This window comes from Sphingobium sp. WCS2017Hpa-17 (genome assembly GCF_031843765.1).
Taxonomy (GTDB): Bacteria; Pseudomonadota; Alphaproteobacteria; order Sphingomonadales; family Sphingomonadaceae; genus Sphingobium.
On record NZ_JAVTIV010000020.1, the window covers coordinates 32650 to 57188 of the forward strand.

26 protein-coding genes are annotated in these 24539 nt (G+C 62.7%); 8 read left to right on the top strand and 18 right to left on the bottom strand.

The genetic code is table 11. From position 1 onward, the window contains the following. Position 1: 1 nt before the first annotated feature. From RQH62_RS20240 to RQH62_RS20255, 4 genes are all read right to left on the bottom strand, one after another. Positions 2-1012: an NADP-dependent oxidoreductase gene (locus RQH62_RS20240; RefSeq protein ID WP_311270459.1), complete on the bottom strand. Its 1011-nt coding sequence runs from the start codon at positions 1010-1012 to the stop codon at positions 2-4. 5 nt (positions 1013-1017) lie between these two features. After that, a complete protein-coding gene (locus tag RQH62_RS20245) occupies positions 1018-1554 on the bottom strand; it encodes a nuclear transport factor 2 family protein (RefSeq protein WP_311270460.1) in 537 nt (178 codons plus the stop codon). Positions 1555-1569: 15 nt separating this feature from the next. Beyond that, on the bottom strand, positions 1570-2127 hold the full coding sequence (locus tag RQH62_RS20250) for a nuclear transport factor 2 family protein (RefSeq protein ID WP_311270461.1): 558 nt from the start codon (positions 2125-2127) through the stop codon (positions 1570-1572). A 74-nt stretch (positions 2128-2201) separates the two neighbouring features. Further along, complete coding sequence (locus RQH62_RS20255; RefSeq protein ID WP_311270462.1) at positions 2202-2810, bottom strand: TetR/AcrR family transcriptional regulator; 609 nt, start codon at positions 2808-2810, stop codon at positions 2202-2204. 123 nt (positions 2811-2933) lie between these two features. On the opposite strand from RQH62_RS20255, the gene RQH62_RS20260 reads away from it, so the two are divergent. Then, complete coding sequence (locus RQH62_RS20260) at positions 2934-4565, top strand: FAD-dependent oxidoreductase (protein ID WP_311270463.1); 1632 nt, start codon at positions 2934-2936, stop codon at positions 4563-4565. Positions 4566-4578: 13 nt separating this feature from the next. Here the strand turns inward: RQH62_RS20260 and RQH62_RS20265 are convergent, their stop codons facing one another. Both RQH62_RS20265 and RQH62_RS20270 read right to left on the bottom strand, forming a co-directional pair. Beyond that, positions 4579-5790 (bottom strand): cytochrome P450, encoded by a 1212-nt coding sequence (locus RQH62_RS20265; RefSeq protein WP_311270464.1) that lies wholly within the window; start codon positions 5788-5790, stop codon positions 4579-4581. A gap of 68 nt (positions 5791-5858) precedes the next feature. Beyond that, a complete protein-coding gene (locus RQH62_RS20270; RefSeq protein WP_311270465.1) occupies positions 5859-8060 on the bottom strand; it encodes a TonB-dependent receptor in 2202 nt (733 codons plus the stop codon). Positions 8061-8348: 288 nt separating this feature from the next. On the opposite strand from RQH62_RS20270, the gene RQH62_RS20275 reads away from it, so the two are divergent. Together RQH62_RS20275 and RQH62_RS20280 are read left to right on the top strand one after the other, a co-directional pair. Beyond that, positions 8349-9983 carry a GMC family oxidoreductase N-terminal domain-containing protein gene (locus tag RQH62_RS20275; RefSeq protein ID WP_311270466.1) on the top strand — a complete coding sequence of 545 codons (1635 nt, stop codon included), beginning with the start codon at positions 8349-8351 and terminating at the stop codon, positions 9981-9983. Next, positions 9980-10507 (top strand): VOC family protein, encoded by a 528-nt coding sequence (locus RQH62_RS20280; RefSeq protein ID WP_311270467.1) that lies wholly within the window; start codon positions 9980-9982, stop codon positions 10505-10507. Before RQH62_RS20275 ends, RQH62_RS20280 begins: the two co-directional genes overlap by 4 nt. 16 nt (positions 10508-10523) lie before the next feature. On the opposite strand, the gene RQH62_RS20285 is transcribed toward RQH62_RS20280, so the two are convergent. Further along, on the bottom strand, positions 10524-10982 hold the full coding sequence (locus RQH62_RS20285) for a VOC family protein (protein ID WP_311270468.1): 459 nt from the start codon (positions 10980-10982) through the stop codon (positions 10524-10526). Between the two features lie 34 nt (positions 10983-11016). Continuing rightward, on the bottom strand, positions 11017-11544 hold the full coding sequence (locus tag RQH62_RS20290; protein ID WP_311270469.1) for a VOC family protein: 528 nt from the start codon (positions 11542-11544) through the stop codon (positions 11017-11019). 121 nt (positions 11545-11665) lie between these two features. On the opposite strand from RQH62_RS20290, the gene RQH62_RS20295 reads away from it, so the two are divergent. Then, the gene (locus tag RQH62_RS20295; protein WP_311270470.1) at positions 11666-13759 is read left to right on the top strand and encodes a PQQ-dependent dehydrogenase, methanol/ethanol family; all 2094 of its coding nucleotides are present in this window, start codon (positions 11666-11668) and stop codon (positions 13757-13759) included. 117 nt (positions 13760-13876) lie between these two features. Here RQH62_RS20295 and RQH62_RS20300 read toward each other — a convergent pair whose 3' ends face one another. Next, entirely contained in the window at positions 13877-14167 is a 291-nt protein-coding gene (locus RQH62_RS20300; RefSeq protein ID WP_311270471.1) for a transposase, read from the bottom strand. Beyond that, a complete protein-coding gene (locus RQH62_RS20305) occupies positions 14164-14532 on the bottom strand; it encodes an IS5 family transposase (RefSeq protein ID WP_311270472.1) in 369 nt (122 codons plus the stop codon). Before RQH62_RS20305 ends, RQH62_RS20300 begins: the two co-directional genes overlap by 4 nt. A gap of 965 nt (positions 14533-15497) precedes the next feature. Here RQH62_RS20305 and RQH62_RS20315 point away from each other — a divergent pair. The 3 genes from RQH62_RS20315 to RQH62_RS20325 all read left to right on the top strand — a co-directional run bounded on the left by RQH62_RS20315 (position 15498) and on the right by RQH62_RS20325 (position 16324). Beyond that, on the top strand, positions 15498-15719 hold the full coding sequence (locus RQH62_RS20315; protein ID WP_311270473.1) for a hypothetical protein: 222 nt from the start codon (positions 15498-15500) through the stop codon (positions 15717-15719). A 3-nt stretch (positions 15720-15722) separates the two neighbouring features. Beyond that, entirely contained in the window at positions 15723-15932 is a 210-nt protein-coding gene (locus RQH62_RS20320) for a DUF6961 family protein (RefSeq protein WP_311270474.1), read from the top strand. Positions 15933-16171: 239 nt separating this feature from the next. Beyond that, positions 16172-16324, top strand: a complete 153-nt coding sequence (locus tag RQH62_RS20325; protein WP_311270475.1) for a hypothetical protein — start codon at positions 16172-16174, stop codon at positions 16322-16324. Positions 16325-16458: 134 nt separating this feature from the next. Here RQH62_RS20325 and RQH62_RS20330 read toward each other — a convergent pair whose 3' ends face one another. After that, positions 16459-17187: a hypothetical protein gene (locus RQH62_RS20330; RefSeq protein ID WP_311270476.1), complete on the bottom strand. Its 729-nt coding sequence runs from the start codon at positions 17185-17187 to the stop codon at positions 16459-16461. A 411-nt stretch (positions 17188-17598) separates the two neighbouring features. On the opposite strand from RQH62_RS20330, the gene RQH62_RS20335 reads away from it, so the two are divergent. Next, positions 17599-17832, top strand: a complete 234-nt coding sequence (locus RQH62_RS20335; RefSeq protein WP_311270477.1) for a helix-turn-helix domain-containing protein — start codon at positions 17599-17601, stop codon at positions 17830-17832. Between the two features lie 3 nt (positions 17833-17835). Here the strand turns inward: RQH62_RS20335 and RQH62_RS20340 are convergent, their stop codons facing one another. From RQH62_RS20340 to RQH62_RS20370, 7 genes are read right to left on the bottom strand one after another with little or no spacing between them, the layout of a single operon-like run. Continuing rightward, positions 17836-18021, bottom strand: a complete 186-nt coding sequence (locus RQH62_RS20340; protein ID WP_311270478.1) for a hypothetical protein — start codon at positions 18019-18021, stop codon at positions 17836-17838. Continuing rightward, positions 18021-18734, bottom strand: coding sequence for a hypothetical protein (locus tag RQH62_RS20345; protein WP_311270479.1), 714 nt, complete (start codon positions 18732-18734; stop codon positions 18021-18023). Before RQH62_RS20345 ends, RQH62_RS20340 begins: the two co-directional genes overlap by 1 nt. Positions 18735-18791: 57 nt before the next feature. Next, the gene (locus tag RQH62_RS20350) at positions 18792-19142 is read right to left on the bottom strand and encodes a hypothetical protein (protein WP_311267438.1); all 351 of its coding nucleotides are present in this window, start codon (positions 19140-19142) and stop codon (positions 18792-18794) included. Between the two features lie 29 nt (positions 19143-19171). Then, a complete protein-coding gene (locus RQH62_RS20355) occupies positions 19172-19720 on the bottom strand; it encodes a hypothetical protein (RefSeq protein WP_311270480.1) in 549 nt (182 codons plus the stop codon). A 37-nt stretch (positions 19721-19757) separates the two neighbouring features. Next, complete coding sequence (locus RQH62_RS20360) at positions 19758-20567, bottom strand: hypothetical protein (RefSeq protein WP_311270481.1); 810 nt, start codon at positions 20565-20567, stop codon at positions 19758-19760. A 15-nt stretch (positions 20568-20582) separates the two neighbouring features. Further along, complete coding sequence (locus RQH62_RS20365; protein ID WP_311270482.1) at positions 20583-24119, bottom strand: hypothetical protein; 3537 nt, start codon at positions 24117-24119, stop codon at positions 20583-20585. Then, entirely contained in the window at positions 24116-24517 is a 402-nt protein-coding gene (locus tag RQH62_RS20370; protein ID WP_311270483.1) for a hypothetical protein, read from the bottom strand. Before RQH62_RS20370 ends, RQH62_RS20365 begins: the two co-directional genes overlap by 4 nt. Between the last annotated feature and the right edge of the window lie 22 nt (positions 24518-24539).

Here is a 24539-nt window from a genome sequence, read left to right on the forward strand (position 1 = left end):
ATTAGATCAACTTCAGAATCATCTTGCCTTGGTTGCTGCCCTCGAACAGGCGCAGGAAGGCGGGGAAGGCATTGTCGATGCCGTCATCGACATGCTCGTCAAAGCGCAGCTTGCCTTCGCCAACCAGCTTCGCCATCGCCACGCCGCCCTCAGCGAAGCGATCGAGAAATTCGCTGATCAGGAAGCCGCGAATGGTCGCCATCCGCGCGATCAGTTTCCAAAGGTTGCGGGTGCCGTAAGGCGCGCCATTATATTCCGAGATGAGGCCGCACAGGCCGATGCGCGCATGGGCATTAATATGCTCCAGCGTCGCGTCCAGGCCGATGCCGCCGACATTTTCGAACACCAGATCGATGCCGTTTGGGCAGGCTGCCCCGATCGCCGCGGTCAGTGCGTCGACATCCTTGCCGCGATAGTCCACCGCCGCGTCGAAGCCATAATCATCGATCAGACGGCGACACTTGTCCGGTCCGCCCGCGATACCTACGACCCGCGCGCCTGCGAGTTTGCCCAACTGGCCGACGAGCGATCCGACAGCGCCGGCCGCGCCGCTGACCAGAAAAGTCTCGCCTGTTTTGGGCTTCAATATTTCGTTCACCCCGAAATAGGCGGTCAGCCCCACAGCGCCGATGACTGAGAGATAGTTAGTCACCGATGGCACCAGAGTTGGGTCGATCGGACTGGTAAAGCCGCCTTTGCGGGCCACCGAATAATGCTCGATCTTGTTGAGGCCCATCACCCAGTCGCCGGGCGCGAACCCTTCCAGATTGCTGGCCTCCACCAAGCCCACGGTGGTCGCCCGCACCGCGTCGCCCAGGTCCACCGGTGGCAAGTAGCTCGGCACATCGTCGAGCCAGCCACGAATGGCTGGGTCTATCGAGGCATAATGGTTGCGCACAAGAATCTCGTCGGGACCGATCGCCGGGACGGGTTCGTCGACCAGCGTGAAATCGCCAGGTTTGATAAGGCCGTCGGGCCGGGTCGTCAGGAGAAAGCGGCGGTTGATGCTCATATCTGTCAGCGTCCCGATGTGCCCGACGCCCAATTAAGCGTCTGGCTGAAATCCGTGCCGTTGCGGCCCGGCAGATGAACGAGCGGCATGCCCGCCATGAAGGCGTCGCTCGGCGCATCCTTGCGCGCCCAGTCGATCAGTTCGCGGCGGCGCTGGATCGCCCATTTGCCGTCTTTACAGGCATATTCGTCGATATAGCGTCCGGCCATGAACAGGTCATAGGGTTCGCCATCCTCGATCAACCGGTGCCAGGCGAAGAAATAGATCTCACCGCTGCCGGTCCCGGCCTGCGCATCCACATCGATGTCCATCTGGCCGACCAGATGCTGGCTCCCGCCCATTCCGGCAAGAAAGCCCTGTGCAAAGTCGGTGTAAGCCTCAGGCCCGCCGCGCAGCAGGCCGCAATCAACGTCGGAATCGGCGTGGAAGGCGCGCATCTGCAAATCAGGATCGAGCCGGTCCTGGCCGCGCATATAGTTAAAGATCGCCTTTTGAATGTCGCGGCGCGCCGCCAGATCGCGGATTTCGGCCTCAAGGTCCATCGCACTCTCCATGCGTCAATGCCATCGCGCGGCGGGATGATCGCCCAGGCCCTGCATGGCGGAAGGGGCGTCGTCGGTGCAGCTGGTGCCATCGACGCGGCTCCATTCGCTGACGAATGTGCGCGCCGCGAATTTCCACACGCCATCGCGTCGGGTGAAGCGGTCGAGATAGCGGCCGCCGGTCAGCATTTCCGATTTCCCTCGGTCCAGGTCGGTCATGGTCGACACCGCGACGACATAGGTTTCGCCCATCGCGGTATCGCCGGTCACCTCTATCCATTGATGGTCGATGCTGTGCAGGGTCTGGTCGAACACCGCGCGGACGATCGCGCAGATTTCGACCGCGAATTGATGGCCATTGCCGTCAAAGGCGCCGCTGACCACGATGCTGTCGTCGTGGAATATACTTTTCAGCAGCGCCTCGTCGGCGCGATCGACGCCCCGGCAATAAGCCAGCGTCAGCTCTGCAATCTGCTGGCGGGATCGGGCTATGTCGGCGGCCGTATCGGCTGCGCTTCGCGGGCCGAGCACGCTATCGGTCATGGGGGCGACCGTTTCCGCTATTCTGCCCATGCTGCGCCTCTCCCTGTCATTTTTCCAATCAAGGAAAAAGACTAGAGCATGGCGCGGCCAATCCCGACTATCATTTAGAGCAGTTCGGCTTTTAGAGCAGGTGCCGCGAGCGCATGGCGCAGGATGGCATCGACCTGAATCGCCAGCACGCGATGCTGTTCCTGTGCGCTCCAATGATCCTGATCGAGCGCGGCCTGCGTCGCGATCCCCTGTACGATCGCCAGCAGCATGCGGGCGACCCCATCCGTTGTCGTTGCCATGCCGGGCTGGCGGCTGGCGACGGCGCCGATGATCGACAGGGCGTTGGCCTGCCACCATTGCTGTTCCGCCGCCATCTCGGGATCGCTGACCGTTGCGCTCCAGAAGGCGAAGTAAACGCGCCACGTCCTTATCCCGTCCGGCGTATCCGGCAGGAAGGCGCGGAGCGCGGCGATCAGATTATCGGGGTCGCTTGCCTGCGCCGCATCGAACCGGCGCTGTGTGGCCTGCGCGGATGCGCGATAGGCCCAGAACAAAAGTTCGCGCTTATCCGCGAAATAATGGGTGACGACTGCGGTGCTATAGCCCGCTGCGGCGGCGACGCTGCGGATCGTCGCCTTGTCCATGCCGCCCTGCGCGATCAGATCGGCGGCGATCTCGGCAATATGGCGGCGGCGGGCTTCATGGTCGACGGCAGCGGGCATGGCGCGACTTTCCCCCGATGAAGGCGATGCTGTAAAGGCTATTCACGCTTCCTAGCAGTTCCGACAGCTTTCGACCCCCACTTTTATACAACATATGTTGTAAATAAAATCAGGAGCGGATCGATGGACCAATATGACGTCATAGTGCTGGGCACCGGCGCAGCCGGTCTGACGGCGGCGATCACCGCGCATGAGGGCGGCGCTAAGGTCGGCTTGTTCGAAAAGGCGGACACGGTGGGCGGCACCAGCGCCTGGTCGGGCGGGCAGGTGTGGATCCCCAACAACCCGCACCAGCGTGCGCTGGGCAAGCCCGACAGCCGGGATGACGCATTGACCTACCTTCTGTCGCTGTCGCATGGCATGATCGCGCCGCACATGGCGGAGGCATTCGTCGACACTGGCCCAGAGATGGTCGATTTTCTGGAGCAATGCTCGCCCGTCAGCTTCTATTCTATCCCCGATTTCCCCGACTATCATCCAGAATTTCCGGGCGGCAAGCCGGAGGGCGGACGGACGCTGGAATGTCGGCTTTTCCCCTTTGGCGAACTGGGCGACTGGGCCGACCGGGTCGGCACGTCACCCTATTATCTGGATTATACCATCACCGTGGGCGAAACCACGCTGGGTCAGCCGGTGCCGGTCGAGGTGCCACAGGCGGAAAAGGCGCGGCGGCGTGACAATGACGAACGCGGCATGGGCCTGGCGCTGATCGGGCGGCTGCTCAAGGGCTGTCTTGATCGCGGGATCGAACCGCAAACGGGTTGCCGCGCGGTCGAACTGGTGATGCGGGACGGGGCGGTCGCGGGCCTGAAGCTGGAAGGACCGGATGGCCCGTTCGAGGTCGCAACAAAGAACGTCATCCTGGCCACCGGCGGGTTCGAATGGGATGCCGACATGGTCCGCGCCTTCACCCGCGGGCCGATGACCCACCCGCTGTCGATCGAAACCAATACCGGCGACGGCCTGAAGATGGCGATGCGCGTCGGCGCGATGTTGGGGAATATGCGGGAAGCCTGGTGGATGCCGGTGATCGAAGTGCCGACCGAGGTGAACCGGATGGGCAAGCAGTTGCTGACCTATGAACGCACCATGCCCGGCACGCTGATGGTCAACAAACAGGGCAAGCGTTTCACCAACGAGGCGTCCAACTATAATGCGTTCGGCGCGGCGTTCCACGAACAGGATGTCAGCCGCTTCGACTATGCGAACCTGCCCTGCTGGCTGATCTTCAACCAGGATTTCTACGCCAAATACCCCTTTGTCGGCGGCCTGCGCGACGAATATGAGCATGGCCTGACCCCACCGCAATGGATAGCGGGCGCGCCGACCCTGCGGGAACTGGCCGACCGGATCGGCATCGACGCCGACCAGTTCGAGGCGACGGTGGACCGGTTCAACGGCCATGCGGCGAGCGCGAGCGATCCCGACTTCCGGCGGGGCGAAAGCGCCAACGATCTGTGGTGGGGCGACCCGGCCTGGCGCGGCGACAAGCGCGCGACGCTTGGGGCCTTGGGCGATGGACCTTATTATGCGGTGGAGGTCAAAAGCGGCGCGCTCGGCACCAAGGGCGGCCCACAAACCGATATCGACGCCAATGTGCTGGATGTTGACGGCGCGATCATTCCAGGCCTCTATGCAGCTGGGAACGTTATGGCGTCGCCCATGGGCATGACCTATGGCGGGGCGGGCGGCACGTTGGCGCCGGGCATGGTGTTCGGTTATCGCGCGGGCCGTCATGCTGCGGCGCGGGGGTGATCCTGACCGAGCGTCATCTATCCCATCTCAATGGCAGCGCTATGCACGCGCCGACATTGCCCGCGCGCATCGTCACCGAATGCGCGGGATCGAGCCGGAACCGCGGGATGGCTGGCAGCCATTCCTGTAGGACGGTGATGATTTCCATGCGCGCGAGCGCCGCCCCGACGCAACGGTGCGCGCCGTTGCCCATGGTCGTATGTTTGAACGGCGACAATTTTCGGTCGAACCGTACATCCTGCGGCGCATCGAAACTGCGCTCATCCAGATTATGCAGCACGCTGGCGAGGTAGATCGTGTCGCCCGCCTTCATCGTAACGCCGTCCAGATCCATGTCCACGCGCAGGTTGCGGCTCACCGATACGCTGGCATAGCGGCGCATCAGCTCATCGGCGGCATCGGGAATCAAAGCCGGATCGTCGCGCAACTGCTGTTGCTGCGCTGGGTGACGGGCCAGATGGAGTATGACGAAGCCCAACATCGCCACTACCGTATCGAGGCCACCGAACAGCAGGTTCCGGCACATTCGACGCGCTTCATCCTGCGTCCACGGCCGGCCATTGATCGGGACCGCAAGGATGCGGCTGAACAGGTCGCCGCCCGGATGCGCCAACCGCGCCTGGACGAAGGGCCACAGATAATCGTCCGCCGCCTGCATCAGGTCCGCAGGCGACATCGTGCCGTCGGGCCGCGTCAACTGGGTGCCGAATTCACGCAGCATCGGGCGATCGGCCAGCGGCACGTCGATCAGCGTCAGGAAGATATTGATCGGCAGGATTTTGGCGAAGTCCGTCATGAAGTCGCATGCCTGGCGATCTTTCAAACCGGCGATCAATTCGCGGGCGACAGTTCGGACCTGCGGCTCCATCGCAATGATGTGACGGGACGCAAAGCCCGTCATCACCGCCTTGCGGAACGGCCCATGTTCGGGCGGGTCGAGTTGTAAGGGGATGAACCGCATCACCTTGCCCACTTCGGGCGGGACGGTCAGCACTTCGCTGGAGAGATTGTCCGTGTCCGCCCAGAGCCGGTGGATATCCTCGCCCCGCGTCGCTATCCAGTGGCCGCCATTATGCGGCGTCCACACGATCGCGGGTCTGCCCGGCGTCTGAAGCGCCTTCCAGGCCGAGAAATAATCCTGCTCGATCAGGGGCGGTTGATAGACATCGAAATCGACCACGCGGTCGGCAGGAACATGGGCGGGGACGCTATCTGTCAACATCATCGCTGCCCCTATGTCCTTGATCCCGACCGGCGGGCGGTGCCTATGCGCATCGCCCGCCAGGATAGGTTCTAGAATTGATAGCCAAATTGCAGGCCGTACGTCCGCGGCTCGCGTGCCGAGGAGAAGGAGAAGAGGCCCGCGACGGTCAGCGCCGCATTGGGCCCGCGATCGTCGGCCAGGTTGCGGCCATAGGCCGTCACCCGCGCCTTATGGCCGTTAAGGTCGAACTCCAGCGTCGCGCTGGCGTCCAGCAGGCCCTGGCGATCCGACCGTACGCGCGGATCATTGCCATGGACGGTCACGACGCCATCGCTGCCGGTCGTCGTTGGCCCCAGGGAAATCTGCTGGTCGTAGGGCGCAATGTTCCGATAGCTGACGTTGAACTTCGCCTCGCCAAAGCTGACCGGCACAACATAGTCGGCGGTGACAGACAGCGTTTCGCGCGGATTGTAGATCAGGTGATTGGCCGAATAGTCGAAGGTCGTCAGCACGCCACCGACCGGCGCCTGGGTAATGAAGTCCTTGAACTTGGATCGCAGCAGGCCAAGCGAAGCGGTGAGCGTCAGGCCGGTCGCCGGCTTGGCGATCAGTTCCGCCTCGATGCCCTTGACCCGCGCAGAACCGACATTGGTCACGACGGTTTCGTTGCCGATGCCGCCGGAAATCGGGATGGTCGTGTTCTGCTGAAGGTCGCTATAGTCGGAATAGAAGCCCGCGACGTTGAACAGCAACCGCTTGTCCAGGAAGGCGCTCTTGAAACCGACTTCATAGGAATCGACCGTCTCCGCGCCATAGGGCGTGGTCGATGAAATCAGCGTTTGCCCGCGTCCCGACAGGCCGCCGGCCCGATAACCGCGCGACCAGGACGCATAGACCATCAGGTCGTCCGTCGGGCGATAGTCCAGCCCGATCTTGGGCGTGAACTTGCTGCCCGTATAGCCGGCCTTAGGGAACTGGTTCGGCGCGACGAAATTATAATTGGTCTTCTTGTCATGGGTCCAGCGACCACCGAAGGACAGGCGCACCTTGTCCACCACTTGCAGGTTGAAGTCGCCGAAGAAGGCGTAGGATTGCGACGTGCCGGTCACCACCTGCGTCGGGGCCGGGAAGGTCGCGAAGGTCGTTTCCTGCGTCAGATTATATTTGGAATCATAGAAATAGGCGCCCACGACATAATCGAACCCATCGCTGATCTTGCCTGCTGCGCGCAACTCCTGGCTGAACTGACGGAAATCCTGGACGCGGCGAACAAAGTAAAGATTGGCGCTGGTGGAATCGAAGTCCTGCGTCTGGTCCTCGTCCGACTTGCGATAACCGGTGATCGACGTCAGCTTGACCCCGCCCAGGTCCAGGTTCATTTCCAGCGTCGCCGCAGGCGCGCTATAATGCGACGCGGTGGGGCTACCGAATACGGTATAGAGATCGGTAGTCGTATTGCGATTGCACTGATTGGCAGGCGCGGCTGCGACCAGGCCGGGCACGCCGATCACCGCGTCCAATATGGCCTGGTTACAGAAGGCTTCACCACTGTTGGACAGGCTCGAATTGACCGGCTCGAAATCCTGCACCTGTTTTTCCAGCGTCAGCAGCGCGTCGAAATTGCTCGACGGGGTGAACAGGAAGCTGGCGCCGAAATTCTCGTTATTGCTCTTGCCCACGCGCTTGTTGCGGATGGCGTTATAATAATAGCCGTCGCTCTGGTTGTGGAAGTAGAAAGCCTTGGCGGCCAGGACGCCTTCCACGATCGGCACGTTGACGACGGCGCGCCCGGCCCAGCTGTCATAATTGCCATAGCTCAGTTCGAACTTGCCGCCCCACTCGCCGGTCGGCCGCGTGCGGCGGATGTTGATGACGCCGCCGATCGTGTTGCGGCCGAACAATGTTCCCTGCGGCCCGCGCAGCACTTCGATCTGGCTGATATCGAAGAAATCGAAGAACTGGCCCGTATTGGTACCGATGAATACCCCATCGACAACGACGCCGACCGTCGGTTCGAATGATTTTTCGACGTCGGCGAAGGTCAGGCCGCGGATCGACACGTTGGCTGCCGCTGCGCCGCTATTCTGATTGGTAATAAGCACGTTGGGCGCCGCGCCCTGCAGGTCGCCGATATTGATCGCAGCCTTGTTTTCCAACTGGGCCGGGGAAAAGGCGGTGATCGCGATCGGGGTCTGCTGCAATGTCTCGTCGCGGCGGCGCGCAGTGACCACGATGTCCTGGATCTGGCTGGTTTCCAACTGGGGCGCGGTTGCCGCGTCGTCCTGGGCCATCGCAGGTGCGACAAGAGCGGCGCATATGAGAACGGGCAGCGCGCAACCGCTCAAAAGGCCCAAAGAAGGTATGTTCTTCCTGTCGGTCATCACCATCTCCCTGTTATTCTTATCTCAGCAGCCATGCTGTATTTATAATGCAGGTTATGCGGGGAGGACGGTCGCTCACAACCTCGACAAAACACTAGGGTCGTTATGACGAGTCACAGGTCGGCCTGTTGTTTCGACTAGCTGACAGGGCGCGACATCATCCGATGATGGTTACAGAATCATAAGAGGAGAGGCATTTTGGTCGACCAGTTCGATTATATCATCATCGGCGCGGGATCGGCCGGATGCGTTCTGGCCGAACGACTGTCTGCCGATCCGCGCAACCGGGTGCTGTTGCTGGAAGCGGGCGGCAAGGATAGCAGTTTCCTGATTCACATGCCCAAGGGGCTGGGTAAGCTGGTGCTCGATCCCAATCATGCCTGGCACTACCCGGTCGACCAGCCGCGTGAGCCGGGCATGCCCGCGTCCGAAATATGGATACGCGGTAAGGTGCTGGGCGGCTCCAGTTCGATCAACGGCATGATCTATGTGCGCGGCCAGCCGGAGGATTATGCCGACTGGGAAGCCAAAGGCGCAAACGGCTGGGGCTGGCCGACCATGAAGAAGGCGTTCATGGAGATAGAGGATCACGAACTGGGCGCCGACGACCAGCGCGGCGCGGGCGGCCCGGTTCATATCAGCACGGGTACATTCCGCTACCCGGTGGCTGAAGCGCTGATCGAGGCTGGCGAGCAGATGGGCCTCGCGCGCAAGGAGGATCTTAACCGCGAGGATCAGGAAGGCGTGGGCTATTATGCTCATAATATCAAAAATGGTCGACGCCAGAGCGCGGCGGTGGCTTTCCTTGATCCAGCGCGCAAGCGGCCCAATCTCACGATCGAGCCGGGGATATTGGTCGAACGCATCATCGTCGAACATGGCGTGGCGACCGGCGTCATCGGGCGTCGCGGGAATGAATTGCGGACGTTTCATTGCGCGGGGGAAGTGATCCTGTCGGCGGGCGCCATCAACAGTCCCAAGTTGTTGCAGCTTTCGGGTATCGGCCCGGCCGATCATCTACGATCGCTGGGCATTGATGTGGTGACCGGCAGCCCCGATGTCGGATCGCGGATGCGCGAGCATCTGGGCTTTTCGATCCCCTATCGGCTAAAGGGCGATCCCGGCATCAACCGGCGGTTTCACGGGCTGGGCCTGATGGCCAGCGTCGCGCAATATTTTATCACGCACAAGGGGCCGATGGCGACGGGGCCATTCGAAGTCGGCGCGTTCGTGCGCACGGAGCCGCATGTCGATCGGCCCGACGCCCAATTGTATATGGGTGCGTTCACTTTCGCGCGCGGCGACGACAATTTCCCCGTTCCGCTGGCCGATGTCGAGCGATTGCCGGGTCTGACGATGTATGGCCAGCTTCTGCGCCTGACCAGCGAAGGCAGCGTGATGCTGCGCTCGCCCGATCCTGCCGCACCGCCGGTGATCACGCCCAACTGGCTGACGACGCCGGAGGACGAACATGCCGCGATTGCAATGGTGCGGTATATGCGCCGTTACATGCACCAACCGGCGCTGGAACGCTATGTCGGGGAGGAACTGGTACCGGGCATCGCCTGCCAGAGCGATACCGACATCCTTACCGCCTTCCGCCGTCTGTCGCTATGCGGCACCCATGCAGTCGCGACCTGCCGCATGGGCAGCGACAATGCGGCGGTGGTGGATGATCGCCTGCGCGTGCGCGGTGTTTCGGGCCTGCGCGTCGTGGATTGTTCCGTCATGCCTTCACCGGTGTCAGGCAACACCAACGGTCCCGCGATGGCGCTGGCCTGGCACGCGGCCAGCCTGATCGCGGCGGATGCGCGCCGGTCGGTGGCGGCATGATCGGGGGATTGCCGATCCGGCAGGTCGCCTATTTTGTGGAGGATGTACGCGCCGCCGCCATCGCCCATGCGGCGACCTTCGGCTCCGGCCCCTATTTCGTGGCCGACCATATCCCGCTCAAACGCTCCCTGCATCGTGGCGTGGCGGCGCCGCTCGACCATAGTTCCGCCTATGGCCAATGGAACGACCTGATGATCGAGTTCGTGCAGCAGAATAATCCTGGATCCTCCGCCTTTCGCGACATGTTCGCGCCGGAGGGGGAGGGGTTCCATCATGTCGCGCTGATCGTCGATGATCTGGACACGGCCCGTGCGGCTTGCGAACAGGCCGGGTTTACCAATGCGCTGGAGGCGGAAATGAATGACGGCTTCCGTTTCCTGATGATGGACGCGGTCGCGCGCTATGGCCATATGATCGAGCTGTATGAAGGCGCGCCTGTCCTGACCGGCTTTTATGATGTCGTCAGGCAGGCATCGGTCGATTTCGACGGTCGGGACGTGATCCGGGCCATCACCATGACGTGACGCCCGGCGCTCGGCCTCACTCGCCTAGCCAGTCGTCGATCACCGGCTTCAGGTCGATCGAAATCAGTTCCACCAGCAGGCCGGGTACCGGCGGCGCGACATAGGCGATCAGCCCATAGCCTTCTTGTGGCGACGCGCCCGCCGCGACCACGCGCCAGCCTTCGCCGACCATGCGGTCGGTCTCGCCCTTCAGGTCATCGACCCAGATGCCGACATGGCGGGCATCTGGCGCGCGAGCAGGATCATAAAAGGGGCCAGTGCCCTGCACCAGTTCCAGATGATGCGGCCCGCCCAGCGAATAGACGGCCTTGACATGCACCTCATGCGATCCGGCTTCCGGCGTCCAGAAGGGCAGGGGGTCGAAATGCCGCACCGGCGACCATGCCAGCCCTAGCGCTGCGCCGAACAGATCCATCGCCGCGTCGATGTCGGCCACGGCCATGCCGGTATGGTGGAAGCGTTGCAGGTCGATCATGGATAAGGCCTCTCATGGACTATGTTGGTAATTGTCACCAGGGGACGATCAATTCTTCGCCGTCCCAGTCGCGAGCTGCCTCGACCGTGCGGGCATACATGGCGCGGATGACGGGATGTTCGGGATAGAGTTCGATGAAATGGCCCAGCGTGTCGCGCGCGTCGACATAGCAGATTTTTGCGCCGAAATCAGTGGTGAACTCGCTGGCTACCGCATGGCCGTCCGTAACCCAACGCGCTTTTTCGGCCTCATAATCGTCGCAGAACAGGGCAACATGATGCAGCCCTTCGCGCTCTGCATCGACCATATCGTGAAAGGCGCTTGGGCCGGGCGACAGGATTTGGATCAACTCGATATTCAGGTCGCCCGACTGGACGAACACGCCCCGCAGCCGGATCGGCGCGGTGGGGGCACCGCGATAATGATGGCCCTCCAGCATCACCTCGGTCCCGCCCACGAATGGCGCGACGCCCAGCGTCGCGTGCAGGCGAATGCAGGCCATGTTCAGATCGCGCACGACATAGCCATTCTGTACGATTCTGCTGACGGCGCGGCGCGGCATCGATCCTCTCCTGTCGCACCACGCTAGGCTTTTCGCGCGCAACGGCGACTAACATCTTTGACAGGGGCGTAAACTACCTATGACGGGCTATCACGTAAGGATAAGCGTGTCGGGAGGATATATGCCGCGTCATCAGGCCCTAGTCGTCGTAGCTGTTGCGGCGGCCACCCTGCTCGTTTCGAGTTGTACCCCGGCGGTCCGCGATACCACCGATGCGGCGCTCAACCCCAATGATTGGACGGGGTTCGGGCGGACCGGCGGCGAACAACATTATAGCCCGCTCGACAGCATCGACAGCGGCAACGTCGCCAAGCTGGGCCTGGTGTGGTCGATGGACCTGCCGCCGCAGAACAGCGTATCCGCGCCGCTGGCGATCGACGGGGTCCTATACACCGCCACGGGCTACACCGTGGTGCGTGCGATCGATGCGGTGTCTGGCAAGCTGCTCTGGGAATATGACAGCAAGGCGGCCGAAGCATCGGGCCGCAAGCTGCGCCAGGGCTGGGGCATACGCGGCCTTGCCTATGGCGAGGGCAGGATATTCGTCGGCACCCATGACGGTCGCCTGCTGGCGATCGACGCGAAGACGGGCAAGCTCGCCTGGTCGTCGCGCACGCTGCCGATCGACAATGCCAGCTTCATCAGCGGCCCGCCACGCTATTTCGCGGGTAAGGTCATCATCGGATTCGGCGGCGGCGACGTCAGTTCGGTGCGCGGTTATGTCACGACCTACGACGCCAGGACCGGTAAGCAACTCTGGCGCTTCTACACCGTACCGGGTAATCCGAAGGACGGGTTCGAGAACAAGGCCATGGAGATAGCGGCGCGGACCTGGGCTGGGGACTGGTGGAAATATGGCGGCGGCGGCACCGTGTGGAACGCGATGACCTATGATGTCAGCACGGACTCCATCATCCTGGGCGTCGGCAACGGTTCGCCCTGGAACCATAAGGTGCGCAGCGAGGGCAAGGGGGACAATCTGTTCCTGGCGTCCGTCGTGGCGCTCGATGCAAAAACCGGCGTCTATAAATGGCATTATCAAGTCAATCCGGGCGAAAGCTGGGACTATAATGCGTCAATGGACATGGAACTGGCCGACCTGACCATCGACGGGAAGCTGCGTCAGGTGTTGATGACCGCGCCCAAAAACGGCTTTTTCTATGTCATCGACCGGACCAACGGTAAACTCATATCGGCTGAACCCTTCGTCAAGGTCAGTTGGGCCAAGCGCATCGACCTGAAGACCGGCCGTCCGGTCGAAGACCCCGACGCGCGCTATCCCGACGGCAAGACCTTCACCATGTGGCCTGGCCCGGTTGGTGCGCACACCTGGTTGCCGATGGCGTTCAATCCCAAGGCGGGCCTGGTTTATATCCCGGCGATCGAGATGGCGACCAGCTATAATGATGTCGGCATCACGAAAGCCAACTGGGTGCGGGCGCCCGGCAACGCGGTGGACGGCGCGGCGATCCCCAATTTTGTCGTCAAGGATGCCGGCCCGACTAACGCCACGAGCGCGCTGGTCGCCTGGGATCCGGTGCGCCAGCGTGCGGCATGGAAAGTACCGACGCCGGGGCCATGGAATGGCGGCGTGATGACGACTGCGGGCAATCTCGTCTTTCAGGGGCGGATCGACGGCCAGTTCAACGCCTATGCCGCAGACAGCGGCAAGCCGCTCTGGCGCTTCGCGGCGCAGGCGCCCGTCACCGCGCCGCCGATCAGCTATGCGGTCAATGGCAAGCAATATGTGACCGTCATCACCGGCATGGGTACCAGCGGCGCGGCATTTGGCGCGCTGCTACCCGTCAGCATCGATTATCGCACCCAGGCGCGGCGCATCCTGACCTTCGCGCTGGATGGCAAGGCGACCCTGCCCAAGGCCGACGTCGTGCCGCTCACCCCGATCGCAGATCCGGCTTTCAAGCCTGATCCTGTTGTCGAGGCGCGTGGCATGCTGACCTACGCCCGGCATTGCGCCGTCTGTCACGGCGTCGATGTCATCGCGGCCGGCCATGCGCCCGATCTGCTGGCTTCTGCCGTGCCGCTTGATCCCATGGCTTTTGCGACCGTCGTTCGGGACGGCGCGCTGGTAACCAACGGCATGCCGCGGTTTGAAGAGTTTGGCGATGCCGAACTGGCGGCGCTGCGCCAATATATCCGGCGCAACAACGCCGACTGGCATAAGCGCACCGTCCAAAAGCTGACCGGGGAGTAGCGGTATCGGGGGAATTGGACATGTCTGTAAATGGATACGCCTGGCGTTTGCCGGATGGGCATGGCGCAGGCTAACACAGCGGCTGATCACATTGACATAGCCGCACCTGGCACCCCATTAATCGCTTTCATGCCAGTCGATGAGGTGCCGCCATTTGTGCATCTCGGTATCGAGCGGGATCGGCTTGGCGCGCCTCGGATGCTGTGAGATGGCGATCTTGGCGCCGCGTTCGTTGAGATCGGCGACGATGTCGTTGTTGTCGAAGGCCTTGTCGGCGAGCAGAGCACCGAACTCGATGCCGTCGATAAGTGGGGCAACCCCGATGCTATCGAAGCGATTACCAGGCATCAGGCGGAAGCGAGTGAGGTTGCCCAGTGCATCGGTCAGCGCCAGAATCTTGGTTGTCATGCCGCCTTTGGAGCGGCCAATGGCCTGGCTCTGAGTCCCCCTTTTGCGCCCTGTCCGTGGCGATGAACTTTCACGATGGTGGCATCGAGCATGGCATATTCCATGTCCGGCTCGTCCAGGCACGCATCGAAAATACGCTTGAAAACGTCCGCTGCGCGCCAGTCCCTGAACCGCCGAAAGGCCGTGCTCCAGTTGCCGAACGGCGCTGGCAGGTCGCGCCAGGGACTGCCCGTTCGGCCAATCCACAACACCGCTTCCATGAACAACCGATTGTTAGTCCCGCTGCGACCGGGGTCTGTCGGCTTACCCAGGCAATGCGGTTCCATCTTCGCCAATTGGGCGTCCGTCAGTACAAAACGATCCATCCAAAGTGTGAATCACATCTCCCCACAAAAGGGAATTCTAAATCCCCGCAGACCTTAGACCAGCCCGCTCCGATTATGCCGGAGGTAAAGCACAATTTCGCGGAGCGTTACCGGGATAAAATTCGCTATATTACTTCTACTAGATGATCCGGAATTGCGGGGCAGTGTTTCTCGCGACATCAGATCGATGATCAAAAATATCAGGATATTTTCTACCCTAACAAACGGCAAAGTTGATGCAACTCTCTCGGGTGACCTAGCAGGAATCCTGAGTTTAACGGAGGGGCGTAGCGAGCCATTTCACAATTTGATGACACGCAAGGCGGTCGCAAGGGCTTGCGACCGCCTTGGGTATAAGCCCATTTTGTTTGAGGCGGACTCGGATCCCCATGACCACCTAAATCATAACTCGACTATACCACAGGCGGACTCTCAGCCACGCGACATCCTCAAGTATAGTCCTTTAACCATTTCCATTTGAACGGGATCTACGATCTGGGCACTCACTAAGCTAGGTGTTTGATCCCGCAGTTTGATGGTGCGATCCTTTCGTTGGAATGGAAGGAAGCATTATGGGGCAAGTACGTCACGGGAGCGCCACGACTACGCACGCCGTCCGAGCAGCAATACAGCGATCGCAGGCTTCGCTCGCGACGCTGAGCCGAGAGCTTGGGATCACCCCAAGACGGTGGCGAAATGGCGCAAGCGGACGACTGTCCATGATCTCAAGACCGAGCCGAAGGCCCCTCATTCCACAACTATGAACGAGGCGGAGGAAGCGATGCCCGTCACATCATGCCATCAACAGATTGATATTAATAGCAATATTATAACTCATTCGATGCCATACCATGGATTATACCATGTCCAAAAAATTTGCCCGTTCGATGGCCCAAAATGGGAATCGCACCAGCATGGTCGATACCATATGCTTGGCGCTGTCTTCCGCCGAATCAGGGGTCATCATGACGACGAATGAACAGGGCGAACCGTTCGGCGGCTGGCTGCTAAAGCATACCGGCCGGGACGACTGGATAGGCACACTGGCGAAGCAAGCGAAGAGCGACCCCCGGTTCAGGGCGGCCACCACGCCGGACGAACTACGCAAGCGGCTTCAGGAGGCGGGCGCGGAGGGTGACCATTTCGAGGCGCTGGATGACGCCGAGGTCGAGTGGCTGAGCGAGTAGGATATGCCGGCGCTGACGGATTGTGAGCTATGGGCCATAGCCGCGAAGGTGATGGACGCCGAGGGAGATGACGTGGGCGAGTTCCTCATCGAGCGCGTCCACGCCTTGACCCAGGCCGGTGACGATGAAGGCGTGATGATGTGGCTGGCTGTCGCCGATCGCGTCCAGCAGTTGATGCTGGGCAAGCCGCGCGATCCAAAGGAAATAAATTAGCAGTCCCACGGAACCGCTTCCCTTGTTGCGCGTATGGCCGATCAGCGACCTTTCAGTTCGCCCCCTTCGATAGCCCCGCCTCTTTCCCCCCGACAGAGGCGGGGTTTTCATATGAATGCGGCGCCGATAGATTACGACCCATGAGAATGTTGCACGCCATGGATCAGCTACTGGACGCCGCGCTACAGGCGGGGCGGGAGCCAAAGCATTGGGTCATTCGCCAGGACGATTGACTTGAGATGGTCGCCCGGCTCAACGCCGACAGAATCGACCAAAGCCTGTTCGCGGCTAATACCTATCGCGGCGTGCCTGCCCATTTTTCCGCGATGAATGATAACGCCATGGTCGGGCTGGTCGATGCGGCTGGCAGCGTCACGGAAGAGCCGTTCTGATAGATGCAATGGAGCAGCCCGACGGGGTCGCACCGTCCTCGCACGCGGGGGAACCGCGCTCGTCCGATGGACGGGCCGCATAGGTGCAGTGCCGCTGCCTGGCGGAAACTGCAACTGCTCACCCTAAGAAAAACTTAGGGCCCATATTCCGGCTTCGGGAACGGCAGCGCCGGATACCGGCAGCCCTTCGCGAACCGGGGCTTGAGGAACCGCAGATAGCGGAACTGGCGCAGCTTATGCCGGGTGGCCCGATCCAGCCCGGCCCGGATCGCCATGGCGCGCGGCCCGTTGCTCTTGGAATTGGTGACGAGGCTATTGTGATAGAACTCGCCGTCCAGTTCCCAGAAGATACCCAGATGCTCGCCGTGGAAGGTGAAGCCAGCCGCCTGATAAACGGTACCGAACAAGCCGCAGCGCTGATCGGCAAATGACTGTATCCACTTCACCGCCGGCCGGACGCGGCGGATGAACCGGATCGAATAGGCGAGGGCCTTGCTCTCGCTGTTCCGCGGCGCGGCGTCCGCCAGCCACATCCGGTTGAGTTCGAGATATTCCGACATGCCGGTGCCGGCGACCACGCTGTCAGCGCTGGCCGGGTTCATGGCGAAGCCATATTGCAGCACGCCCACCATCTGCGCGCCGATGAAGACGCCCAGGTGCAGGGTCGACGCGGAATAGACCCGCTTGCTGTAGTGGTTCGCCCTGATGATCCGATTGGCCAGATCGCGATCGATCGTCTCGACGCGAAAGGCGGCATTGCCAAAGCCGATGGCTTCGCGGTTGCAGATCAGGTCAGGGTTGAAAAGGTAGCCGGTATCCTCGCCAGCGACGCCGAAAGGCGTCTGGCCCGTTAATAACTCCATAGGGGATTTTGCTCACAAGAGCCCCGCCTGTTGCGCAGGTGCGGGGCGAAGCGGCGACGCGAGCCGCTAGTAGCGAGTTGTGTTCTCGCTGGTTGCTGGGTTGCAGCCCAGCACCCCCGCTCGCGATATCGTCATTCCGATATCGGGCGGACGTGTCTCTAAATTTCAGGTAAAAAAATAACTCAGTTACGATTTCCGCTTGCGCGCGAAACGTAACTGAGTTACTAAATGTGCATCGGCAGGGAATGAGCCCTGACGATAATCGAAGGAAAGAGCATGATTACGCTCACCCTTCGGTTCAAATGGAAGCAGATAGAGTTAGCCCTCACCATCTGCTTCTAAACTGAGCCGGGCCTCTGAACCGCCATGAGAAGCGGGAAGGGGTCCGGCCACGATGATAAGGCTTTGACGATGGCGATGCAAGGCGACGAATTGAAAGCGCTGCGCAAGCGGCTGGGCTGGACGCAGGGACGCATGGCGGCTGAACTTGATCTATCGACAACCTTCGTCGGGTTGATGGAGCGCGGCGAAAAAGCAATCGAGCGTCGTACCGAACTCGCAGTCAAGGCGCTTGAGGATATCCCGGCAACCCGGTTTAGCAGTGCCGAACTGGCAGCGCGGGGCATTATTGCCGAGGGAAATTAGCCGCTATTGCCCGTCGCTTGTCGTGTCGGTATCGCCAGCCCGATCCTGCCGCATTTCAGCTTCGCGGCGCGCGGCAGGGTCACCCTTGATCGCGGTCAACAGCGCCCGGCCGGCTGCTGCGATATAGCCAAGCCCCTCGATCGCCATTCCGACCTTGCCCAGCCCGCGCGCGAATCGACCGATGCCCATCAGGCCGCAACGTCGCCCGTCTTGCGACGCAGCCACTCGATGAAGTCGGCCACCGATTTATCGCGGAGGATCGACGGGTTCGCCGCCGTGGCGGCCGGGCCTGCGATCGCGTCGGCGCGGTCCGCCTTGTCAGCAGCCAAGATGGACCCAGCCGTCACCGCGCCAAGGAAGTGGGCAGCATAGAGCGATGCACGGTTGATCGGAACATGGCGCGCCCGCAGATAGGCCGCGTTCTTCGCGGTGAAGGTTTTCGCGCGCGCCAGTTGCTCCGCGACGGCTGGCTTCAAGCCGCCGAACGCAGGGCGAAGCGTCGGACCCCACTTGCCCCCTTCGGCCTGCCAGGTGCCGCGAATGAACTGATAGAGGCCGGAGGCACTGGACGATGCCGCCTGCACATACGGCCGGTCCCCACTTTCGATCTTCGATAGCATCGGCCAATAGCTATCCGGTATCGCGTCAGCATCTGCCTTATCGACGGCGGGCGGCCTGACCATGTCCAATTGAGCGACCGTGTCTCGACCCGCCCAGCCGTCTATCTTCAGGCCATGCTTGCCCTGAAACAGCCGAACGAAGGCGTCATCGCTCACTGGCAGTGAGGCGGGCGCCTTGATGCCGAGGCTCGCGACCGTGAGCAAGCCCGCGACGCCGTCAATCTTCAGACCGAAACGGGCCTGATACAGACGCACGAAAGCGTCATCAGAAATGATGGTCATTTTAACCTCGCAATTTTAGGGATGAAGGGCGGCTGTCGGGCCGGCTGGCTGCACCGCCTAGCGCGGCGTGTTGCCCATGAAGGCGTCGATCGCGGCCTTGAAGCGACCGCCCACAGCGCTCTTGGCGATGCCGATGATACCGGCGCCCAGACTGCCGATGCCTATGCCGGTGATGCCGGCCGCGAGCAGTTCAAGGCTCTGCGCCTGCACCCACAGCACGGCGACGAGAAGGCAGAGCATGGTGATGGCCGCGTCCAGCGTCCATTGCGCCTTGCTCTTCGCCTGAAGGCCGATGATGACGCGGGTGATGATGACGGCGCAGATGCAGACGATCGTGGGGCCAGCGTGGAAGGGTTCGCCGAAGATCCACCAGATGACGGGCTCGCGGGACGAGATAGCAGAGGTCATTGCGGCAGCCCCCAGCGCCGCGCCCAGCCTCACCGCAGACATACGGCTGCCAGGGCGGCAACAAAACTCAGGATGATGACGATTCCGGCGCGAACAAGCACAGGCCAGCGGGACCACATGTCGACGGGCAGGGGAGCCTTTCGCAATTGATGCTCGATCCCCGGCTCCCCCAGGATCACGATCGTCATCCACATCAGGCCGCACCCGACCGCTATCGGGTCGATCCAGCGCTTCGCCATGCTGACCCGCGCCGACGTCACCACATCAGCCGGGTTCCAGCCCCAAAGGAACATCGCCTCCGCGCCGCAACGCAGGGTGATGCCGAGGCCAGCCAGAAGGGTAATCCCCCGATACAGGGACACAGGATGGAGCGGATGGTCCCAGAAGCGCTGCGTCCAGATCCGGCTGGATTGTTTGCCGACCAGCATCGCCCCGAGGAAGGTCGTGGCCGTCATGATGAACAGGTTGAACAGGAACAGCGACTGTCCATTGTCGAAGCTGGGAGGGACGTTTGTGGCCGGACCCTCCGCGATATAGTTGGCGACGACGCTGCCCGCCGCGCTGATCCAGTTCAGCATGTTGACCTCCGTTGTCCGGTGAGTGGCCGGCGGGCCGTCAGACGGTGAGGCCGTAGACCGCCGCTACCGCCTCGATCAGCGCATTGCGCCGCGTGTTGGCCGCTGCGTTGGCGTCGGTCGAATACATCTCGGCATCGCGGACGATCGTTGCCGCCTCGATCATGCCGTTGAAGTGGTGCGTGGGCGTGCCCGTACCGGGGCGCCCGCCGACATAGATGCCGGGCGTGTTGGCGTCGTTCTTCACATTCTCGACAATGGTGCCGAGCAGCGTCTTACCCAGGAAGGCGGCCAGCCGGGTCCGGGCGGCATCATAATGGACGGTAAGCAGCGAGCGCTGGCTATGCGGGATGACGCCAGCCAGATTGAAGCCGCCGGCCGCGCCGTGGCGCCAGCGCAAATCTAGCGGCGTATCGGCTGCCGACTGCGCCAGCCAGCTCGCAAGATATTCGCCATTGGGGTTTTCATAGGCGAGCGCGCGGATGCTGGTCACGCCGCCGTTGGCCGGATTGATGACGAAGCACATGGTATAGGTAGCGGGCAGGAGATAGGTCGGCACCGCCAGGCGCTGGCCGTCGCCCACGTCGGCAAAGACGAAGCCGATATTATCCTTGGCGCCGCCCGACGGGCCGCGCGTCACGACGCCGTCGACGCTGCCGGCCACCCCATTCACCCGCTCGCGCAGGGCGGTAGCAGACCCGGCGACCAGCGCCTTGCCGTCCAGCCACAAGTCGAGATCGGGGAAGTTGACCAGATCGATTTCGGCCTGGGAGATATCCAGATACTGGCCGCCCTTTGCGCCGATCGAGCGGGTGATGAGCGTGTGACCACGAGTCGGGGTAAGCGCCATGATGAAGTCCTTTCGTTAAGCCGAGACGGAGACGTTGAGTTCTTGCTGCTGCGCCCAGAGCCAGAGCGGGCGGCCGGTGGTGTGGGACCAATATTTGCGCAGCGAGCGGATGCAGCTGCGCAGGCCGTAGAGGCGGCCCATCCCGTCACGGTTCGATAGGGCGGGATATTTCTTCGCGCCGTGGCAGGCGATCGACACGACCTCTCCCGCGCCGGTCGCGCCGGTGACGCGGAAGGTGATGACATTGCCGTCGACCTTCACGCCGCTGGGCGTCCGGGACGCCGTGCTGTCGCGATAGCTGATCCCGTAATTGCCGGGATCGGCAACGCCTTTCGTGTCGAGCGCCACGACCTCGGACATGGTGACGGTCACCAGCGTCCCGGTGCGCCGCGCCGATATCATGCGCGGCGTGCGCGACCGGCTGACGGTGGCGAAGTCCCAAAGCAGATGGCCGCTCAGTTCATCGATATGACGATGGCCCTGGGCGCGATGATGGACGGTCGCGACGTCATCCATGGACGTCCAGTAGAGCGGGAGCGCCACGGCATAGTTGGACACGCTTGCCGCCCAATTTGCGATGGCCAGTGCGGCGGGGCGGGGCAGGCCAGTATTCAGCGACCGGGTAGAAGCGGGCTGGCAGGCAATGATCGGGATCGGGGCGCTCTGCCCGGTCAACGGAGCGAGGGCGGTGACCTTCGTTCGCAGGGCGTTGAAGTTCGTGACATTACCAGCCACCTCGTCGGCGTCGCCGTTTTCGCCCCAATCGAAGATGACGCCGGCAATGACCGGCGTCAGCCCCATGCCAGCCGCGATCGTCACTGCCGAATTGACCATGGCAATGATGTCAGTCCACGGCTGGGCGTCGGCGCCGACCTGGCCGACCAACTCATTGAAGCTGGAGCCGGAAAAGCCATTGTTGATGAGCAGCACCTTTGCGCCGCTCGCCATGGCGAAGACCTCGGCAGCGCCGAGGCCGGACCCCTCATATTCGTTGACCTTCATATCGATGAAGCTGGCGAACCCGGCCGGATCGGCGGGCGTGGCGACGTCGCCCGAACCGCCCGAAGACTGATGCGGGTGCGGTCCGTTGTTGAAGGTGAAGCACTGCCCCGGCATCGATGCCAGCACCGTGAATTTCGGGTTCGGGGCAGATCCGTCCGCAGCGCCAGTGATCCCGATGCTGTTGGACTGGCCGTGCTTGATGATGATGTAGAGGATCGAGGATGCGAGCAGCTGCGCGCGCCAGCCGACGATGCCGATCGGATAGTCAGGGTCCGGCCCCTTCACCCGCATGAGGCCCGGAGACAGAGCGCCCAGCGGCGTGAAGTCTCCCTGCTGCGACAGGGTAACAACTCGGCGCGTTGGCCACAGCGAACCCGGATCGACGTCGAAGACCGCGAGCTGCTTGCGGTTGAACATGGTTTCGCCGGCAGGGTCGGCCGCCGCCTGCGCCGCCGCGCCCGGATCATAGGGCACGCCATCGAACTGGCCGCGCAGCACTTCGCCGTCCGGCGTCTGCTCAGTCGGCAGGATGCCGTTGCTGATCGGGGTGCGTAGCGTCGGTTCCGACGTCATTGCCGCCAGCACCGGCCGCCCGGCGCTGTCGAAGGAGACGATGGACGCGCCGTTAGGGTCCATGACGACCGGGATAGCACCCGCCGTGATCGGCATCTTCGCGGTCGGCTCAGACGCCAGTGCGCCCAGCACGAACTTGCCGGTCGCATCGACCGCCAACGGCGAAGACTTATCCTGATCAATCATCACCGGCGCGCGGCCGAACGTGACGGGCGTGCGCTGCGAGCCGGGGCGGGAGAACCGGCCGTCAATGCCCTCGGACGTCAGGGTCAGGTCGGCAAGGCCCTTTTCATCGGCTTGCAGCGCCAGGCGCCCATAGGTGACCGGGTAGCGCGCGCCCTCGATCAGGTCGCGATCCAGATCGGCCTGTTGCTCGGCAGTATAGGCGCGAACCTCCAGGCCAGTGGCCCGGCCATCAAGGGCGGCAGTCTGTCCGGCGCGTGTTGCCGCTTCGGCGGCGATGCCGCCCGACAGCGAAGCCTCCGCGCCGGTCGCGCGCTCGACCTCATCAGAGATATCCGCACCGAGTGCGCTCACATCACCCTGTAGCGCCGCGATATCCAGTCCCGCCTGACCGATGCCCGCCTGGGCCAGAATGGCGTCGGTGACATCCTCGGGCGGCTCGATCGAAATCGCATCGGTCTCATGTCCGTTGCCGAATATGCGCATAACCGGCAGCCCGTAGAGGGCCGTGGGCGGGATCGTGTAATCCAGCGTGCCGGGCGCTCCAGCCTTGCCGATGAGGAAGGTGCGCGTCAGGACGCCATCCGCCTCCAGCGGCGTCAGTACCGGGCCGAGGCGCGGCGGCACGCTGATCGCGTTCTTGTTATAGTTCAGGTTCTGCCAGTGCAGAGAAACCGCGTTGTTCGCCGGGTCGGTCGGGTCGCTGTTGCGGCGCAGGCGGAACGTCACACGATAGGTGCGGCCCTCATATAGCGGTTCAGCGATGCGCGGCGCGACGTCGATATAGCCGTCTTCATCGTCCGTATCCTCGCCCCGGATACGCAGGACGGTGCCGGCAACCGTGTTCGCCACAGAGACGCCGGCCGTGATCGCCGGCCGCGCAATCGGATCGCCGGTAATGCTGGACGAGAACAGCCCACGCGCGTCACCGGCGCGATCGTCATAGCGCGGCACAAGGTCCACCAGCGGATCGACAAGCGCCTCTGCCGCCGTCAATCGCGTGTCGATGCCGTTCAGTTCGGTGTCGACCGCATCGGCTCGCCCGGTCAACCCGCTCACCGCGCCTGCGCGCGTTGCTGCCTCCGCATCGATGTTCGACTGAAGCGCATCCTCGGCATCCTGCGCGCGATTGGTCTCGGTGGTGAGGGCCGTCGCGCTTGCCTTGCCGGGCAGCGCGCTCTCGACCGCGTCAAGGCGACCATCAAGCGCTGCCTCCGCACCGGTGGCCCGATCGACTTCGCCGGTCAGATCGCCTTCGACGCCGTCGATCCGGTTGCCAAGCGCCGTTACCGCCGCCGCGCGCGTGGAGGCCTCGCCATCGATATCGTCCTGAAGGGCGGCTTCCGCATCCGTCGCGCGGGTTACCTCTGCGCCGAGCGCGGTGGAGCTTGCCTTGCTCGGCAAGGCCGCCTCCATCGTATCCAGTCGCCCGTCAAGAGCGGTCACCGCAGTGGCGCGAGTGGAAGCCTCCTGTGCGATGCCTTCCTCAAGATCGGCTTCGGCAGCTTCCGCGCGGCTGATCTCATTGCCCAGCGCTGTCGTGCTGGCCTTGCCGGGCAGCGCTGCTTCGACCGTGTCCAGGCGACCGTCGAGGGCTGCCTCTACGCCGGTGGCGCGGGTCACCTCGCCCGACAGGCCGTCTTCCACATCGTCCATCCTGCCGCCCAGGGCGGTTACGGATGACGTCGAAGCCTTGCCCGCGACGGCGTCGGCAAGCGCACCTTCGGCGGCCATTGCGCGGGTCCGCTCGGTGGCGATCTGCGCGCTGTACGGATAGAGCCGGATATACTTCATAGGACGGTCACTCCGGGCGAGACGGTGAAGGTGCCCGCCATGGCGAGCGGTTCGAGCGGGGAGGGGCGGTCAATCAGCAGGTCGTAGACGAACACGTCCGGCTGATTGGGTTCGCTGCCGTTGACGGGGCCGCCGGGCAGCGCCGCGAGATTGGCCTTGGGGATAATCATGCGGATCTTGCCGTTCACGGCGTCGGTCACGCGGATGCCCAGAATATCGGTGGTCACCTGGGGCAGGCTGATCAGCGCGGCGCCGGGCTGCGCGCCGTACAGCCGCACCTCCATCTTGAGCGTGCAGCCGGTCAGGTTGAGCGGGCCATCATCCTCGCCCAACAGGCCATATTCTTCGCGCAGATCGAGGTTGCGCGCCGCAGTGAGCGGCACGGTGGGCGTGTCCATGAAGCGTCCTTTGCTGGGAGGG